Genomic DNA, 17,884 nt, shown 5'->3' with positions numbered 1-17,884 from the left:
TTCAACTTAAGATAATAAATAAAAATGACTGCAGACAAAATAAACACTTTCGATGTTTTAATCGAAATTCCAAGAGGAAGTAGAAATAAATATGAATACGACTTCGAAATTAAAAGAATGCGTTTTGACAGAATGTTATTTTCTTCGATGATGTATCCTGCTGATTACGGATTTATTCCTGAAACATTAGCCTTAGACGGAGATCCTCTTGATGTATTGGTTTTGATTAATGAACCAACATTCCCGGGATGTGTGATAGAAGTAAAGCCTATTGGAGTTTTTCACATGGCAGATGATAAAGGTCCGGACGAAAAAATTATTTGCGTACCTGTTTCTGATCCTATCTGGAATTCATTGAATGATTTGTCAGATGTAAACCCTCATTTGCTAAAAGAAATTGAACACTTTTTTCAGGTGTATAAAGATCTTGAAAATAAAAAGGTAGATGTTGAAGGCTGGGGTAATTTAAGCGAGGCTAAAAACATCATCAAAGAATGTACAGATCGATTTAATGCAATTGAAAACAAACCGGGAGGATTATTTAGTATTAAATAATTTTTACCTGTATATTTTATAAAAAAAGCAATATTCCTCCGGAGTATTGCTTTTTTTGTTTAAATTCGTTCGTATACTGTTGAATATTAACCTTAAACCAAAACGAATTTATGAATGCAATTATGATTTGGGTGCCAGTTTTTATGGCATTATTAGGACTTATTTTTATGTTTGTTAAACGTGCCTGGGTACTGAAACAAGATCCCGGCGACGGCAAAATGGCTTCAATTTCTGATTATATTTATGAAGGTGCTCTGGCTTTTCTTAAAGCAGAATACCGTTTACTGGCTGTTTTTGTGTTTTTTGCCAGTATTGTTTTAGCAGGGATTACTTTTTTGCCGGGTGTTAAAACACACTTATTGATCGTAATTGCCTTTATAATTGGCGCATTTTTTTCTGCATTAGCGGGAAATATGGGTATGAAAATCGCCACTAAAACTAATGTTCGAACTACTCAGGCAGCCCGTACCAGTTTACCTCAGGCTTTAAAAGTTTCTTTTGGCGGCGGAACTGTAATGGGATTGGGTGTGGCCGGTTTAGCTGTTTTAGGATTAACTTCTTTCTTTATTTTCTTTTTTCATTTTTTTATGGACGGAACATGGACTTCTACAGAAGACATGACTATTGTTCTGGAAACATTAGCAGGGTTCTCGCTCGGAGCGGAGTCTATAGCTCTTTTTGCCCGTGTGGGTGGCGGTATTTATACTAAAGCTGCCGATGTAGGAGCCGATTTAGTTGGGAAAGTAGAAGCAGGAATTCCGGAAGATGATCCAAGAAATCCGGCTACTATTGCTGATAATGTTGGTGATAATGTTGGTGATGTTGCCGGAATGGGAGCTGATTTGTTTGGTTCTTATGTGGCAACCGTTTTGGCAGCTATGGTTTTAGGAAACTATGTTATTAAAGATATGGGCGGAAATATTCAGGATGCTTTTGGCGGAATTGGCCCTATTTTATTACCAATGTCTATTGCAGGTTTTGGAATTTTATTTTCTATTATTGGAACATTATTAGTGAAAATTTCAGATGATAATGCTAAGGAAGCTCAGGTTCAAAAAGCTTTGAATATTGGGAACTGGGTTGCCATTGTTTTAACAGCAGTGAGTTGTTTCTTTTTAGTTCAGTATATGCTGCCTCAAACCATGAAAATGGAGTTTTTTGGTGAAGGGAGTCAGGATATTTCTTCGATGCGTGTTTTTTATGCGACAATCATTGGTTTGGTTGTAGGTGGCGTAATTTCATCTGTGACAGAATATTATACAGGCCTCGGAACAAAACCAGTGATGGCAATTGTTCAGAAATCTTCAACAGGAGCAGGAACAAACGTAATTGCAGGTTTAGCTACGGGAATGATTTCTACTTTTCCTACCGTTTTATTATTTGCAGCAGCAATTTGGTCTTCTTATGCTTTGGCTGGTTTTTACGGAGTAGCTTTAGCAGCTTCGGCTATGATGGCTACAACAGCCATGCAATTAGCTATTGATGCTTTTGGTCCTATTTCAGATAATGCCGGCGGAATTGCCGAAATGAGTGAATTGCCTAAAGAAGTTCGTACCCGTACTGATATTTTAGATTCAGTAGGGAATACTACCGCAGCAACCGGTAAAGGTTTTGCTATTGCTTCAGCAGCTTTGACCTCATTAGCATTATTTGCTGCATATGTCACTTTTACAGGAATTGACGGAATTAATATTTTTAAAGCACCAGTTTTAGCGATGTTATTTGTAGGCGGAATGATTCCGGTGGTTTTTTCGGCTTTAGCAATGAATTCAGTTGGAAAAGCAGCAATGGATATGGTGTATGAAGTACGTCGCCAGTTCAAAGAAATTCCGGGGATTATGGAAGGAACGGCAAAACCGGAATATGCTAAATGCGTAGATATTTCTACCAAAGCGGCGCTTCGCGAAATGATGTTACCGGGAGTTTTGACAATCGGTTTTCCAATAGCAATTGTTTTACTGGGTAAATTAGTTTATGGAAGCAATAACCAGTTAATTGCCGAAATGCTTGGAGGTTATATGGCTGGTGTAACAGTTTCCGGAGTGCTTTGGGCTGTTTTTCAAAACAATGCAGGAGGTGCGTGGGATAATGCAAAGAAATCTTTTGAAGCAGGAGTAATGATTAATGGAGAAATGACCTATAAAGGTTCTGATGCGCATAAAGCAGCAGTAACAGGCGATACTGTTGGGGATCCTTTTAAAGATACTTCCGGACCTTCAATGAATATTTTAATTAAGTTAACTTGTTTGATAGGCTTAGTTATTGCTCCCATTCTGGGAAATGGAAGCCATACCATTGCAACAACTGCTTCTTGTTGCAGGACTATCGGAACTTGTACTTCTATGTCTGAAGAAGAATGCATTGCCAAAGGTTGTACCAATAAAAACTGTGAGCATCATAATCATGCTACGATAGGACATTGTGATATGTCTAAAATGGCAACAATGTCTAAAGAGGAATGTGCTAAAATGTGTGATAGTTTGCAATGCACTCCTGAACAAAAAGAAATGTGCTTATCTCATTATGATGCAAATGGAAAGTTTATTATACCTTCAGGAACTTCTAAAGGAAGTTGTTGTGCTCATAAAAAGTAAATTTATCATATAAAAAATGCCCCGCAATTACGGGGCATTTTTTATATGAATTTAAAACAATCCGTTTAATTCGGCGTTGATGCGTTCAATGATGTTTCCTAAGTCTTCCGGATTGTCAACAAAGTTAATTTTATCGACATCAATAATTAGTAATTTTCCTTTGTTATAGGTGTGAATCCAGGCCTCGTAGCGTTCATTCAGACGGCTTAGATAATCAATCGAAATAGAGTTTTCATATTCGCGTCCTCGTTTGTGGATTTGTCCCACTAAATTTGGAATAGAACTTCTGAGGTAAATTAATAAATCAGGTGCTTTCACAGTAGATTCCATTAGCTCAAAAAGAGTAGAATAATTTTGGAAATCACGGTTCGTCATTAATCCCATGGCGTAAAGATTGGGAGCAAAGATGTAAGCATCTTCATAAATGGTGCGATCCTGAATTACCTTTTTTCCACTTTCGCGAATTTGCATCACCTGACGAAAACGACTGTTGAGGAAATAAATTTGGAGGTTGAAAGACCAGCGTTCCATTTGGTGATAAAAATCATCCAGATAAGGGTTGTCTACTACATCTTCATAATGCGGTTCCCATTTAAAGTTTTTGGATAGTAAAGCGGTTAAAGTGGTTTTTCCTGATCCTATATTTCCTGCTACTGCTATGTGCATTACGGTGTTACGATTTTAGGGGTTTTTACTTATTGATTTGTAAAAATAGGTAAATTTTAAACTTTGTCACTCTTTTTTTTAAACTAAATTATTTTGATTAAAAACAGGTTTTTTATTGAAATTCAGATGTTTTTTTGAGATATACCATTCTTATATTTTACTTCATTTTTAATAAAGCATTTATAGAAAACCAGTTTAGTGTTATTTTGTTGTCTTTGTTTTCTCCATCTAAGGACCGGTAATTCAATTGAATGTCATAATCTTTGGTGATAACTGTCTGGACGATTTTTTTGTTATTATCATGAAGCAAAGTTTTGTTTTGCAGAATGAAATTATTTATTGGTAGCGGAATGATATCATTATTGATTTTTAATTCAATTCCATAATCCTTTTTACTGTAGGTAATTGAATATTTTTTTCCATTTAAATCCAAACAATTTTCACAGTTTAAATTATTGTTATTGCTTATTTCAAAAGCAAAGTCATATCCCTGAACTTTTTCAATATTCATTCCGTCAGCATTGTAATAGCTGTAATAAAAATTTTCTTTTTTATCATTTTCATTATAGTATCTCCCGCGATAAGTGTAGCCCAGGACTTCCATGATTTGAGAATCGCCTGGGTTTTTGTCTTTTTTATTTAAATCAGCTAATTTGTTAGCGATAGGAATTAATTCTTTGATGCCGTAATTGTCGTTAATAAAGCTTACAATGCTGCTTAAGTCTTTTTCTTCTTCAATAGTTAAAGTAGATTTTTGTCTCGTAATATAATTTTCAAAGCGATCTAACTGGCTTCTTTTTGAAACCGAATCGGCGCTTTGCGGACCTAAAATAGTAAACAGGGCAATCAGACACATGCTAATAGGTATAAATCTTATTTGAGATTTTTGATTAAAAATAAAATATACTGTTAAAATAGTCAGCCAAATCGAAAGTGCTAATACGTAATAGCGTTCATGTGTAAATCCATAAAGATTGATTCTGTACAAAATGGCCCAAAATAAAAGTCCTATCAGAGGAACTAATAAATAATAAAACCATTTGTGAAAGGTACGCATCCAAACATTTCCTTTCTCATTTGCAATAGGGTGAATTAATAATAAAGAAAGAACTCCAAAAATGGCAAAAACTAAAATCAAATTAGAAACCCATCCTACAGGCAGAGAAAATAAAGCAATAATTTTTATTTCATAAGATAATAAAATCAAGAAATAGATACTAATTAAAGGGATTAGGACAAACTGAGTGAATTTTTTTAAAGTAATCGGGTAGTTTAAGTGTAATGGTGCATTTGGGTTGTTTGTTTCTGGAATGCCGGAAAGAAAAAATACGGTATTAAAGATTCCAAAAATCACATAAAATAAATCAAGGTAAATTTCATTGTAATAATCAATATTAAATAAATGATGAGTTGCCAGTAAAGCAAATGAAAGTCCCGCATAAATAACTATACTGTATAAAGCTGAAGTCAGGATACGAAGGAAGAGTTGTTTGTTAAATTCCCAAAAAGCACCTTCATTATATTTTTTATTAATAAATGCAGCAAAAGAAACCAGTAAATGCAAAGCCAGATTGAGCGCCAGAAACTGATAGGTTTCGAATTGCTTGATACGTTCTGAAAATTGAAATACGAACACAAAAACCAAAGCCCCTGAAATTAAACTACTAATAAATCGGAGTATGCTACTTTTTTTATCATTTAGAAAGTATAAAGAAATTGATAAGAACAAAACCAGACACAGGGAGCATCCCATAATAATTTTCGTAAACAACTCTTCAGTATGTCGATTGGTTTCATTAGTAGCATCAATTGCGAAAATGGTACCGGTAATAGCAATAATAATTTCGAGTGGAAATCGTAAAAAAGTAGTATGCGTTTCTTTGATTATTTTTTGAAAAGAAGGAAATGAAGCCATAGATTATTTTTTTACTAAGTAACAAAAAATAATCCTACAAAAAAAGGCTGCCTAAAAAGGCAGCCTTAATGTAATAGTATGATAGATGTTATAATCCAAATGCTGTTTTTATCTGGTCAACATAGTCCAGTTTTTCCCAGGTAAACAATTCAACAGTTACAGTTTTTTCTTCACCTCCGGGAGCTGAGAAAGTTTTTGTAACAACTTCAGGAGTACGTCCCATGTGTCCGTAAGCTGCTGTTTCGCTGTAAATAGGATTTCTTAATTTTAAACGTTGCTCGATAAAGTAAGGACGCATGTCAAAAATAGCTTCCACTTTTTTAGCAATTTCTCCATTTGTTAAATTCACTTTGGAAGTTCCGTAAGTTTCAATAAATATACCCATTGGTTCGGCAACACCAATTGCATAAGAAACCTGTACCAGAATTTCATCAGCAACACCTGCTGCAACTAAGTTTTTAGCGATATGACGTGTCGCATAAGCTGCACTACGGTCTACCTTACTTGGGTCTTTTCCGGAGAAAGCACCACCACCATGAGCTCCTTTTCCACCGTAAGTATCAACAATGATTTTTCTTCCTGTTAATCCGGTATCTCCGTGAGGTCCTCCAATTACGAATTTTCCTGTTGGGTTAATATGGTAGTTGATTTTATCATTAAATAAGTGAGCATGTTCCGGGTTTTTAGCAATGATTCTCGGAATCAAAATCTCAACAATGTCTTTTTTGATTTTAGCAAGCATCGCAGCTTCTTCATCAAAATCATCATGTTGCGTAGAGATTACGATTGCGTCAATGCGAACAGGGATATTGTCATCACTGTATTCTAAAGTTACCTGAGATTTAGCATCCGGACGTAAATAAGTAATTTCATTATTTTCACGTCTTAAAGCAGCCAGTTCTTTTAAAAGTTTATGAGATAAATCAAGAGCCAGAGGCATGTAGTTTTCAGTTTCATTAGTAGCATAACCAAACATCATTCCCTGATCACCCGCTCCTTGCTCTTCAGGACTTTTACGGTCAACCCCCTGATTAATATCTGCTGATTGTTCGTGAATAGCCGAAAGAATACCGCATGAATTAGCTTCAAACATATATTCGCTTTTGGTATAACCAATTTTTTTGATTACATCACGGGCAATTTGCTGAACATCAAGATATGTATTTGATTTCACCTCTCCGGCAAGAATCACCTGACCAGTTGTTACTAAAGTTTCGCAGGCAACTTTTGAGTCAGCATCAAATGCCAGGAAATTATCAATTAAAGCATCTGAAATTTGATCCGCAATTTTATCCGGATGTCCTTCACTCACAGATTCTGACGTAAATAAATAGGCCATAATTATAATTTTTTATAAATTAAGCGAGGAAAAATAATTGCAAAAAGGACTAAAGGAGAGTTTCTGCTTTAGCATTTTTTTCTACTGAAAATTTTTCAGTACTCATAATGAATTCGTTTCATTATGAAGAGGTTGCAATCAGTTCAAATTTTTCCTCTTGTATTTTGAGGTGCAAAGGTATGAAACCATTTTTGAAATGTAAATTAATCTTAGCTAATTTTTTAAAGAAAAAAAGCAGGCTTGAAAAATGTTAATTTATTTAAAAATAATAGGATTTTGAAAAAATACTTACGTAAATTTGATTCAGAAATTTAAAAAAAAATGAAAATATCAAAAGCAATGATGTGTACCATGAAACAGAATATATTCTGCGGGTTCACTATTGCTTAAATTTAAAATATAGATTTAGCAAAGCCTCCCGGGAAACCTGGAGGCTTTTTTTTTACTAATTAATCATAAACAAAATAGACATGAGTACCTTAAAATTTGAAACTAATGCTTTACATGCAGGACATGATGTGACAAAACACGCCGGAACAAGAGCTGTTCCTATTTATCAGACTTCTTCTTATGTGTTTAATAATTCAGAACATGCGGCTAATTTATTTGGTCTGGCAGAACCGGGTTATATTTACACAAGATTGAACAATCCTACTAATGATATTTTAGAACAGCGTCTGGCTGCTTTAGAAGGTGGAATTGCAGCAGTAGTTACTGCTTCAGGAACAGCAGCGATCTTTACAGCGTTGTTAGCCATACTTAAAACCGGAGATCATATTGTGGCTTCCAGCAGTTTGTACGGAGGAACTTTTAATTTATTTAGTTCAACTTTACCTCGTTTGGGAATTACAACCACTTTTGTAGATCCTTCAGATGCGGCTAATTTTGCTAAAGCCGCTACAGCAAATACAAAATTGTTTTTTGTGGAAAGTTTAGGAAATCCAAAATTAGATGTGTTGGATTTAAAAGCAATCTCGGCAGAAGCAAAAAAAATAAAAGTACCGTTGATTGTTGATAATACGGTAGCTTCTCCGGCTTTATTGCGACCAATTGAGCATGGGGCAAATATTGTTATTCATTCTTTGACAAAATATATTGCCGGAAACGGAACTTCATTAGGAGGTGCTATTGTTGATGCGGGAACATTTGACTGGAGCAGTGGTCGTTTTCCTGAATTTACAGAGCCTAATGCTGGTTATCACGGATTAGTTTATCACGAAGCATTAGGAGCTGCAGCTTTTATTGCTAAAGTCAGAATTGAAGGTTTGCGTGATTACGGAGCAGCTTTGAGCCCGTTTAATGCGTTTCAGATTATTCAGGGATTAGAAACTTTATCAGTACGTATCCGGAAACACAGTCAGAATGCGCTGGAACTGGCACAATGGTTAGAATCTCAGGATCAGGTAGCCTGGGTAAATTATCCGGGATTGAAATCCAGCAAGTATTATGATTTAGCACAACAATATTTACCAAAAGGGCAAAGCGGATTATTAACTTTTGGATTAAAAGGCGGTTTTGATGCTGCTAAAAAAGTAGCCGATGAAACAAAATTGTTTTCATTGCTGGCCAATATAGGTGACACCAAATCATTGGTTATTCATCCGGCAAGCACTACACATCAGCAGTTATCAGAAGAGCAACAATTAACTTCAGGAGTTTCTAAAGATTTAATTCGATTGTCAGTAGGTCTTGAAGATATCGATGATTTAAAAGCTGATTTAAAAGCTGTTTTTGATACTTTATAATTAATATTAATTTAAAATAGAATTAATATCTAATTGTGTTTTCGGTTATATCTTTGAAATAACAAATCAAAAGAGTGGAATAGAGTTAATTTTTAAATTTTCTGGAGTAAAAAAGCTCTTGTTTGGTTTGTATTTTTGGTTGACAATAGTAAATTGTCGTTAAAAAACATAAAGAACTGTTAATTAGTTATTCTAACAGAAAAAATCTTTAAAAAAATACGGGTTGTAAAGAATAATTTATATCTTTGTGACTCTAAATAAAAAGACAAAATGAATTTTATTATTTGTATAAAATCGATGGTTCAGACTAAGGAAATCTGCAGGAGTGCGATAGCTTAATTTATTTATTCAAATAAGATTAAAATATATAGCAAAAGCCTCCTGAAAAATCGGGAGGCTTTTTTGTTAAAAAGACAAATAATTAAAATTCAAAAAAAGAATAATAGATGATTATTATTAACATTAAACAGCAAAAACAGTTTACAGTCTCTATGCTTTGCGCAAAGATGCTGGTCTGTTGATATCCAAAAGAATCGTTTATAGTATATAAACCCTTTTGGTATAATAATCCAAAAGGGTTTTTTATTTAGGAATATATTTAAATCACAAACAACAATAGTCAATAATTAATTAAATTTAAACATCATGAACACAAGAAGATTAATCACTAGAGCATTAGACTTTATCAGGGAGATAAGGACTAATAACAATGAAGAAAAAGAAAATAGAATAGAATTAACAAATAATAGATTTGGTATTAATGCGGATGCTGATTTTAAAGAACAAAAAAAGGCATCTGATTCTTTAACGTTTTTGATGTATTCTAAAGAAAATGAAACACTTTTTATCTAAACATAGCATTGTAAATATAGGTTTCAAACGCAGGTGATTTCTGAATTTTGTGTTCAGTAATGGCTTGCGTTTGTTTGTTTTGTTACAGCTGTTTTAAAAGTAAATCAGCAAAATTTGTTTGTTTGAAAAAATAGTAGTTACTTTGTGTCCTGAAAGTTCATAAACGTATTGAAATGTTATAAAGAAAGCTCGAGGGAATAGACCCAATGAAAGCTTAGCAACCCTTTGCAAACGAAGAAGGTGCTACATTCTATCCGCACAGCGGAAAAGATAACGACAATAAAGTTTACTTCTGACTTTCTTTCTAATGTTTCCATCATCAATCCTTTTAAAGATTTGAAATTGGAAAATAAACCATTACATCTTATTATATCTGATTTTGTCACCGAGAATGGTGCAAAATACCCCTCTCTGAATCTTTCGTACCAGGTTTTTGGTGCGCCTTTGCATACAGCACCTGTTATTTTGATTAATCATGCCCTGACCGGAAATTCACAAGTTGTTGGAGAAGCCGGCTGGTGGAACGATTTGGTTGGAATTGACAAAACTATTGATGTCAGAAAATATACTATAATTGCTTTTGATGTGCCTGGAAATGGATTCAATTCTATTATAATTGAAAATTATCAGGATTTTATTGCCAGAGATATTGCCCGTATTTTTATTGAAGGGCTTCGCATTTTAAAAATTGATAATTTGTTTGCGCTTATAGGCGGTTCTGTAGGAGGCGGAATTGCCTGGGAAATTTTGGCATTGGAACCTAAATTGGCACAGAATTTTATTCCTATTGCCACCGATTGGAAATCAACTGACTGGTTGATTGCTAATTGTTATTTACAGGAAAAAATTCTTAATAATTCTAAAAAACCAATTGAAGACGCCCGCATTCATGCGATGTTATGTTACAGAACGCCAGAGTCTTTTAAAGAAAAGTTTAATAGAAATACCACTGAAAAACTGGAAACTTTCCAGGTAGAAAGCTGGTTAAATTATCACGGTGAAAAATTAGAAAAACGATTTCAGCTTTCCGCTTATAAAATGATGAATCAATTGCTGAAAACGATTGATATTACCCGTAACCGTGGATCTTTAGAAGATGTTATTTCAAAAGTGGAAGCTAATATATATATTGTAGGCATTAATTCGGATTTGTTTTTTACGGCAAAAGAGAATAGGGAAACCTACAATGAGATTAAAAAATTTAAAAATAATGTATTCTACAGCGAGATTGATTCTCAACACGGGCACGATGCCTTTTTAATGGAATACGAACAATTAGACAATTTATTAGAGGTTGTTTTCAAAAATAAAAAACAGATGAAAGTAGTAAAGTTCGGCGGTAAATCTTTGGCCAATGGCGAAGGTATCAATAAAGTTTTGGATATTATTGTTGATAAAATAAAGCAGGAAGAAAAAATTGCAATTGTAGTTTCTGCAAGAGGAAATGCAACGGATGAGTTGGATGATATTCTGTTGATTGCTGCCAAAAACGGAAATTACAAGCCTTTGCTGGAAAGCTTTAAAAGTTATCAGAAAGACGGATTTGAGGCTGTTGATTTTTCTCATGAGTTTGCTAAGTTGGATAATCTGTTTGAAGGAGTAAGTCTGATTGGTGATTTTAGTGCTAAAATCCGTGACCAGATATTAGCTCAGGGCGAATTACTTTCGGCTAAATTGTTAGTGTTTTTACTGAAGCAAAAAGGAATTTCTGCAAAATTAGCCGATACAAGAGAATTAATTATAACCGATTCGAATTTTGGGGATGCTCAGCCTTTAGATGCTGTTTCTAAGAAAAATGTTATTCAGTTTTTCAAAGAAAATAAAGATGCTGTTTTAGTAATTACCGGTTTTATAGGTTCGAATTCCAAAAATGAAACGACTACTTTAGGCAGAAACGGAAGCAATTATACGGCTTCTTTGATTGCGAATTACATCAATGCCGAAGAGTTACAAAATTATACTCATGTTGACGGAATATATACTGCCAATCCTGAGATGGTTCCGGATGCTAAAAAAATCGAGCATTTATCGTATAATGAAGCCAATGAGATGGCTAATTTTGGTGCTACCATTTTACATGCCAAAACGATTATTCCATTATTAGAAAAAAATATTCCGTTGCGAATTTTAAATACTTTTAATAATGAAAACAAAGGAACACTTATAACCTCAAAGTCAAATCAGGAAGGGATTAAGACACTTTCTGTTTTAGAGAATGTCGCTTTGGTAAACTTAGAAGGACGTGGATTATTAGGAAAAACAGGTGTTGATGCCCGTATTTTTAAAGTAATGGGAGATAATAATATCAGTGTGAGTATTATTTCTCAGGGTTCTTCCGAAAGAGGAATCGGTCTGGTTGTTAATTCCGGAGAAGCTACTAAAGCAATGATTGAATTAGAAAAAGAGTTTGAAAATGATTTCTACTCTAAGGATGTTAATAAAATTTCGGTAACGGATGATGTTTCTGTGATTTCAATCATTGGACAGGATTTGAGTACGTTTCATAAACCTTATACGGCTTTGATTCGTAATAAAATTGTACCTATTTTGTTTAATAATACGGTGACCGGAAAAAATGTGAGTTTGGTTGTGCATAAATCAGAGCTGAATAAAGCACTAAATGTTATTCACGGAGAGATTTTTGGGGTAGCTAAAAAAATCAATATTGCCGTTTTTGGTCATGGATTAGTCGGTGGAACGCTCATTAATCAAATTTTAGAATCAGCGGTTGCTATTGAGAACCGAAAAGACATCAAACTGAATGTTTTTGCTATTGCAAATTCTAAAAGTGTTTTATTAAACAAAGATGGCGTAACACCAAATTGGATCAATGAAATACAAACCAATGGTTTCTCTTATACAATAAATGATGTTATTGCTTATGCTAATGAGCATCATTTAGAGAATTTAATTGCGGTTGATAATACAGCAAGTGCTGCATTTGTGGAAAATTATATTCCATTAGTGGAAAATGGATTCGATTTAGTTTCTTCGAATAAAGTCGCTAATACATTGAGTTACGGTTTTTATAAAGAATTACGAAAAGTGTTAGTTGATAATCAAAAGAATTATTTGTATGAAACGAATGTTGGTGCAGGATTACCATTAATTGATACGATTAAATTATTGCATCTTTCAGGTGAAAACATCACGAAGATCAAAGGAGTTTTCTCCGGAACGTTAAGTTATTTGTTTAATAATTTTTCGGCTAAAGATGTTCCGTTTAGCGATATTTTGAAAGAAGCAATTGATAACGGATATACCGAACCGGATCCAAGAGAAGATTTATGCGGAAACGACGTAGGTAGAAAATTATTGATTTTAGCACGCGAATTGGATTTGCAAAATGAATTTGATGAGGTTGCCATTCAGAACCTGATTCCGGAACATTTACGGGAAGGGAATGTAGCTGATTTTCTAACCAAACTAAAAGAGTTTGATCCAATTTATAATACAATAAAAGAAAATCAAAAGCCTAATCACGTGTTGCGTTATATAGGAGAATTGTCCGGAGATTTGCAAAATGACAAAGGAATATTAGAAGTTAAATTAGTTTCTGTTCCTTCTGATACGGCTTTAGGGGGATTGAAAGGTTCGGATTCATTTTTCGAGATTTATACAGAATCTTACGGAGACAGACCAATCGTAATTCAAGGAGCTGGAGCTGGTTCGGCAGTAACGGCGAGAGGTGTTTTTGGAGATATTTTAAGATTGTCTGACAAAGGATAAGATTTTAGCAAATGATATTTATAACACAATTTATATACGTATTTGAAGGAAAGGAAGAAGTTTTTCACCAGTTTGAAGCTATAGCCATTCCAACAATTTTGAAGTATAATGGACAATTATTGCTTCGGGTTAGACCTGATGAGAAAAGTTATATTGAAGGTAATATTGAAAAACCGTATGAAATTCATTTGGTGGAATTTGCTTCTGAAGAAGATTTCGAGAATTTTAAGCAGGATGAAGAGCGAAAAAAGTTTCTTCATTTGAAAGAACAGTCTATAAAATCGGTTTTGTCCATAAAAGGAACTTAACTTTGATGATAAAAGGTAAAAAATAAAAACAGCACAATGAAAATAACATTAGACAGAGTAAACGAAAACTTCCACTTTCAATTGAAAAATGAACGTGGACATATAGTAAATGTAGATGCACGCCCGGATTTTGGAGGAAATGATATGGGACCAAGTCCTATGGAATTGGTATTGATGGGAGTGGCAGGATGTAGCGGAATTGATATGATTTCGATTCTGAAAAAGCAACGTCAGGAAATTACTTCTTTCAAAGCGGATGTTGAAGGAGAGCGCGTTCAGGTAGGAGAAGCAAAACCATTCAAAGATATTTATGTGGTTTTTTCTTTGGAAGGAAATATTAAAGAAGACAAAGCGGCTAAAGCAGCGCAATTGTCATTCGAAAAATATTGCTCGGTTTCTAAAACAGTAGAACCTACTGCAACTATTCATTATAAAGTGATTTTGAATGGAGTAGAATTAGTTAAATAGTCTTTGGCTATTAGTAAGTAGTTTTTTAAAAGAGATTAAAAATAATTAGTTTTGAGTTTAAATTGTATCGTCATTTCGATAAACTTTAAACTTTAAACTTTAAACTAAAATAGAATGGATGAACAAGAATTTGGTTTTGAAACTCAAGCCATAAGAACACATATTGATAAAACACAGTATCAGGAACATTCAACACCTTTGTTTTTATCTTCAAGCTTTGTTTTTGAAGATGCTGAGGATATGAGAGCTTCTTTTACTGAGGAAAAAGTGCGTAATATTTACAGTCGTTTCAGCAATCCAAACACAACGGAGTTTGTAGATAAGGTTTGTGCTATGGAAGGCGCCGAAGCTGGTTATGCTTTTGCAACCGGAATGGCAGCTATTTATTCAACTTTTGCAGCTTTGTTGAGTTCTGGTGATCATATTGTTTCGGCGGGAAGTGTTTTTGGTTCTACGCATGCATTGTTCATGACGTATTTCCCAAAATGGAATATTACCACTTCTTATTTTGATATCAATCAGCCGGAAACAATCGAGAGTTTTATTCAGCCAAACACTAAGATTTTATATGCTGAGACACCAACAAATCCTGGTGTGGATGTGGTTGATTTAGAATTGTTAGGACAAATTGCTAAAAAACACAATCTGATTTTAATTATTGACAACTGTTTTGCAACACCATACATTCAACAGCCTATTAAGTACGGAGCACATATTGTGATTCATTCGGCTACCAAATTAATGGATGGTCAAGGGCGTGTTTTAGGTGGGGTTGCCGTTGGTAACGCCGATTTGATTCGTCAGATTTACCTTTTCTCCCGAAATACAGGTCCTGCAATGTCGCCATTTAATGCCTGGGTATTGTCGAAGAGTTTAGAAACCTTGTCGCTTCGTGTGGACAGACATTGCGAAAATGCAATGAAAGTGGCCGAGTTTTTGGAAAGTCACCCGAATGTAAACAGCGTGAAATATCCGTTTTTGAAGTCGCATCCTAAATATGAAGTGGCTAAAAAACAAATGCTTTTAGGCGGAAATATTATTGCTTTTGAAATTAAAGGTGGTATTGAGGCTGGAAGAGCGTTTTTGGACAAAATAAAATTATGTTCGCTTTCAGCAAATATTGGAGATGCTAAAACAATTGTCACACATCCTGCTTCAACAACACATAGTAAATTGTCAACGGAAGAAAAATTAGCTGTTGGGATTACAGAAGGGTTGGTACGTGTTTCTGTTGGTTTAGAAACCGTAAAAGATGTCATTGCCGATTTAGAGCAGGCGCTTTCTTAGTTATTCAAGATTTAATGGTAACGATTTTTGATTTCAGATTTTCTGTAAATCAAAAATCGTTTTTTTTGTGTTTATTAATTCAAAAAACATATTTTTGTTATTAATGAAGAAAAATAGATTGTAATACATCTAAATTTAAAATGCTTTCAAAGAAAACAAAATACGGAATTAAAGCTTTGACTTTTTTGGCACGCCAGGAAGATCAGACGCCGGTTGCTATTGCAGATATTGCAAAGTCTGAAAATATTTCGATTAAGTTTTTGGAAAGTATTCTGTTGCTATTGCGTCATTCAGGATTTTTAGGAGCTAAAAAAGGAAAAGGTGGCGGTTATTATTTAATCAAAGAACCAAAGAATATTAATATGGCAAAAGTGTATAGGATTTTGGAAGGACCTATTGCTTTGTTGCCTTGTGCCAGTCATAATTTCTATGAGCCTTGTGATGATTGCACCGATGAAGCTAGTTGTGCGGTTAGAAAACTGATGACAGAAGTACGTGATAATACCCTGATGATTTTGGAAAATAATACGCTGGCTGATATCGCTTTTTAAACAAGTTATTCTGCCATAAAAAAAGCCCTTTCATTAAAAAAGTAATGAAAGGGCTTTTCTGTAAATTGATTTTCCTATTTAGAAAATTAATTTGTATCCTGCAAAAAACAACATGATGGCTATGGCGTTTCTTAGGTATAAGTCAGGGATTTTTCCGCTTAACATACTTCCTACAAAAATTCCCGGAAGCGATCCCATTAATAATTGTCCTAATAATAAATAATCCATATTTCCCATTGAGGCGTGTCCTATACCTGCAACAAGAGTTAAAGGTACGGCATGAGCAATCTCGGTACCAACTAATTTTGGAGTTGGTAAAAGCGGATACAGGAAAAATAAAGTTACCGTCCCTAATGCTCCGGCTCCTATAGAGGTTAATGTTACTGTCGCACCCAGCATGATTCCAATGGCAATAGTTAATATATTTTGCGTTTTGCTCTCATGATGAAACTTATCTCCGGCATGTTTTTTTGAAAATTTAGCAATTTTTGTTTTGAATAAAATAGCTACTGACGTAAATAGCAGCGCCCATCCTAAACTGTATTTGATAACCTGGTTTATCGTTGTTACATCTGTTTTTATATTGTCTAATATCCATAAAGTTAAAAGAGCTGCGGGAATACTTCCTAAAGATAAAAACCCGGTTATTTTCCAGTTGATGTTCTTTTTTTTATTGTGTACAAATACACCGGCCATTTTAGTATATGCTGCATATAATAAGTCGGTTCCAACGGCGGTTGTTGGAGGGATTCCGAACCATAGTAAGATAGGAGTCATCAGAGAGCCTCCGCCTACACCAGTGAGTCCAACAACAAAACCCACGACCAAACCAGCAATAACTAAACCTATTTGAAAATCCATAAATTAAATTTTTTGACAAAAATACAATTATTTTATAATAATCCTATAGGCGAAGTAGAGTTTGTAAAAATATTTTAGAATCGAACCAATTAATATCTAAAATTCCCATTTTTATAAGCTGTGTAAAGTAATAAAAGTCAAAAATAGTATTGTTTAGATGTGCTGAAGATTTAATGTGTTGATACCTATTGAGTTTCAATATTAAAAAAACTGTGATATTGTTTTGTAATTTCGAAATAAGTAGTACTTTTGCGGAGTAATCTACTAAACCGATAGGGTAATAGATTTGGATTAAAATAAAAATAAAATGAGTACAGCTATAGTTCAGGCATTGTTAGAAAAAACCAAAGATTTCTCTATAGAGGAAACTTTTGCTTTTTTGGCTAATGAATATAAAGATCAGGTGGTTTTTTCAACTTCTTTTGGTCAGGAAGATCAGGTGATAACCGCAATAATTGCAAAGAGTCAGGCTCCGATAACTATTTTTACTCTTGATACCGGTCGTCTTTTTCAGGAAACCTATGATGTTTTTCACAGAACACAAAAAAAATACAAATTACCTATTAAAGTGTATTTTCCGGAAGCCAAGGCGGTAGAGGAATTGTTAGAGAAAAAAGGGCCTAATAGTTTTTTTGAGTCTGTTGAAAACAGAAAAGAATGTTGTTTTATCCGTAAAGTAGTGCCGTTGAAAAAAGCATTAGCCGGAAATAAAATCTGGATAACGGGTTTAAGAGCAGAGCAGTCAGAAAACAGAAGCGATTTGCATTTGTTTGAATATGATGCTAATTTTGACCTCGTAAAATTCAATCCATTATTAAAATGGACATTAGAGGAAGTTCAAAAATACATTGATGATAATAATGTTCCACAAAACAGTCTGCACAAAAAAGGTTTTATAAGTATTGGTTGTGCTCCTTGTACACGTGCTGTAGCGCCGGGTGAAGATATAAGAGCGGGAAGATGGTACTGGGAACAAAGTCATAAAGAGTGTGGTTTGCACGGAAAATAATAAAG

Annotated in this window: 14 protein-coding genes and 1 riboswitch; of the genes, 10 read left to right on the top strand and 4 right to left on the bottom strand. The window is 34.2% G+C overall.

Annotated elements, in window-relative coordinates:
• The first annotated feature begins 24 nt into the window (after nt 1-24).
• Complete coding sequence (locus tag ACSV4D_RS06105; protein WP_439227519.1) at nt 25-555, top strand: inorganic diphosphatase; 531 nt, start codon at nt 25-27, stop codon at nt 553-555.
• Nucleotides 556-665: 110 nt separating this feature from the next.
• Entirely contained in the window at nt 666-3,149 is a 2,484-nt protein-coding gene (locus ACSV4D_RS06100; RefSeq protein WP_439227518.1) for a sodium-translocating pyrophosphatase, read from the top strand.
• Between the two features lie 51 nt (nt 3,150-3,200).
• On the opposite strand, the gene ACSV4D_RS06095 is transcribed toward ACSV4D_RS06100, so the two are convergent.
• The 3 genes from ACSV4D_RS06095 to metK all read right to left on the bottom strand — a co-directional run bounded on the left by ACSV4D_RS06095 (nt 3,201) and on the right by metK (nt 7,069).
• Entirely contained in the window at nt 3,201-3,815 is a 615-nt protein-coding gene (locus ACSV4D_RS06095; RefSeq protein WP_408081794.1) for a deoxynucleoside kinase, read from the bottom strand.
• 157 nt (nt 3,816-3,972) lie between these two features.
• On the bottom strand, nt 3,973-5,730 hold the full coding sequence (locus ACSV4D_RS06090) for a DUF4153 domain-containing protein (protein WP_439227517.1): 1,758 nt from the start codon (nt 5,728-5,730) through the stop codon (nt 3,973-3,975).
• Between the two features lie 88 nt (nt 5,731-5,818).
• Nucleotides 5,819-7,069, bottom strand: a complete 1,251-nt coding sequence (gene metK / locus ACSV4D_RS06085; RefSeq protein ID WP_408081796.1) for a methionine adenosyltransferase — start codon at nt 7,067-7,069, stop codon at nt 5,819-5,821.
• 470 nt (nt 7,070-7,539) lie between these two features.
• Here metK and ACSV4D_RS06080 point away from each other — a divergent pair, with 470 nt between their 5' ends.
• The 7 genes from ACSV4D_RS06080 (at nt 7,540) to ACSV4D_RS06050 (ending at nt 16,009) form a co-directional block, all read left to right on the top strand.
• Entirely contained in the window at nt 7,540-8,814 is a 1,275-nt protein-coding gene (locus ACSV4D_RS06080; protein WP_439227516.1) for an O-acetylhomoserine aminocarboxypropyltransferase/cysteine synthase family protein, read from the top strand.
• Between the two features lie 645 nt (nt 8,815-9,459).
• Nucleotides 9,460-9,666 (top strand): hypothetical protein, encoded by a 207-nt coding sequence (locus ACSV4D_RS06075; protein ID WP_408081798.1) that lies wholly within the window; start codon nt 9,460-9,462, stop codon nt 9,664-9,666.
• 173 nt (nt 9,667-9,839) lie between these two features.
• Nucleotides 9,840-9,943: riboswitch (SAM riboswitch) on the top strand.
• Between the two features lie 65 nt (nt 9,944-10,008).
• Nucleotides 10,009-13,395, top strand: a complete 3,387-nt coding sequence (gene thrA, locus ACSV4D_RS06070; RefSeq protein WP_439227515.1) for a bifunctional aspartate kinase/homoserine dehydrogenase I — start codon at nt 10,009-10,011, stop codon at nt 13,393-13,395.
• A gap of 11 nt (nt 13,396-13,406) precedes the next feature.
• Nucleotides 13,407-13,703 carry a hypothetical protein gene (locus ACSV4D_RS06065; protein WP_408081799.1) on the top strand — a complete coding sequence of 99 codons (297 nt, stop codon included), beginning with the start codon at nt 13,407-13,409 and terminating at the stop codon, nt 13,701-13,703.
• A gap of 36 nt (nt 13,704-13,739) precedes the next feature.
• Nucleotides 13,740-14,171, top strand: a complete 432-nt coding sequence (locus ACSV4D_RS06060) for an OsmC family protein (RefSeq protein WP_439227514.1) — start codon at nt 13,740-13,742, stop codon at nt 14,169-14,171.
• Between the two features lie 114 nt (nt 14,172-14,285).
• Nucleotides 14,286-15,458: a trans-sulfuration enzyme family protein gene (locus ACSV4D_RS06055; protein ID WP_408081801.1), complete on the top strand. Its 1,173-nt coding sequence runs from the start codon at nt 14,286-14,288 to the stop codon at nt 15,456-15,458.
• A gap of 140 nt (nt 15,459-15,598) precedes the next feature.
• Nucleotides 15,599-16,009 carry an RrF2 family transcriptional regulator gene (locus ACSV4D_RS06050; RefSeq protein WP_439227513.1) on the top strand — a complete coding sequence of 137 codons (411 nt, stop codon included), beginning with the start codon at nt 15,599-15,601 and terminating at the stop codon, nt 16,007-16,009.
• 78 nt (nt 16,010-16,087) lie between these two features.
• On the opposite strand, the gene ACSV4D_RS06045 is transcribed toward ACSV4D_RS06050, so the two are convergent.
• Complete coding sequence (locus ACSV4D_RS06045; RefSeq protein WP_439227512.1) at nt 16,088-16,870, bottom strand: sulfite exporter TauE/SafE family protein; 783 nt, start codon at nt 16,868-16,870, stop codon at nt 16,088-16,090.
• A 307-nt stretch (nt 16,871-17,177) separates the two neighbouring features.
• Here ACSV4D_RS06045 and ACSV4D_RS06040 point away from each other — a divergent pair, with 307 nt between their 5' ends.
• Nucleotides 17,178-17,879: a phosphoadenylyl-sulfate reductase gene (locus tag ACSV4D_RS06040; RefSeq protein WP_439227511.1), complete on the top strand. Its 702-nt coding sequence runs from the start codon at nt 17,178-17,180 to the stop codon at nt 17,877-17,879.
• Nucleotides 17,880-17,884 lie beyond the last annotated feature (5 nt).

It is taken from the genome of Flavobacterium sp. ARAG 55.4 (assembly GCF_051846875.1).
Classification (GTDB): domain Bacteria; phylum Bacteroidota; class Bacteroidia; order Flavobacteriales; family Flavobacteriaceae; genus Flavobacterium; species Flavobacterium plantiphilum.
This window is presented reverse-complemented; position numbering and strand designations above follow the sequence as displayed.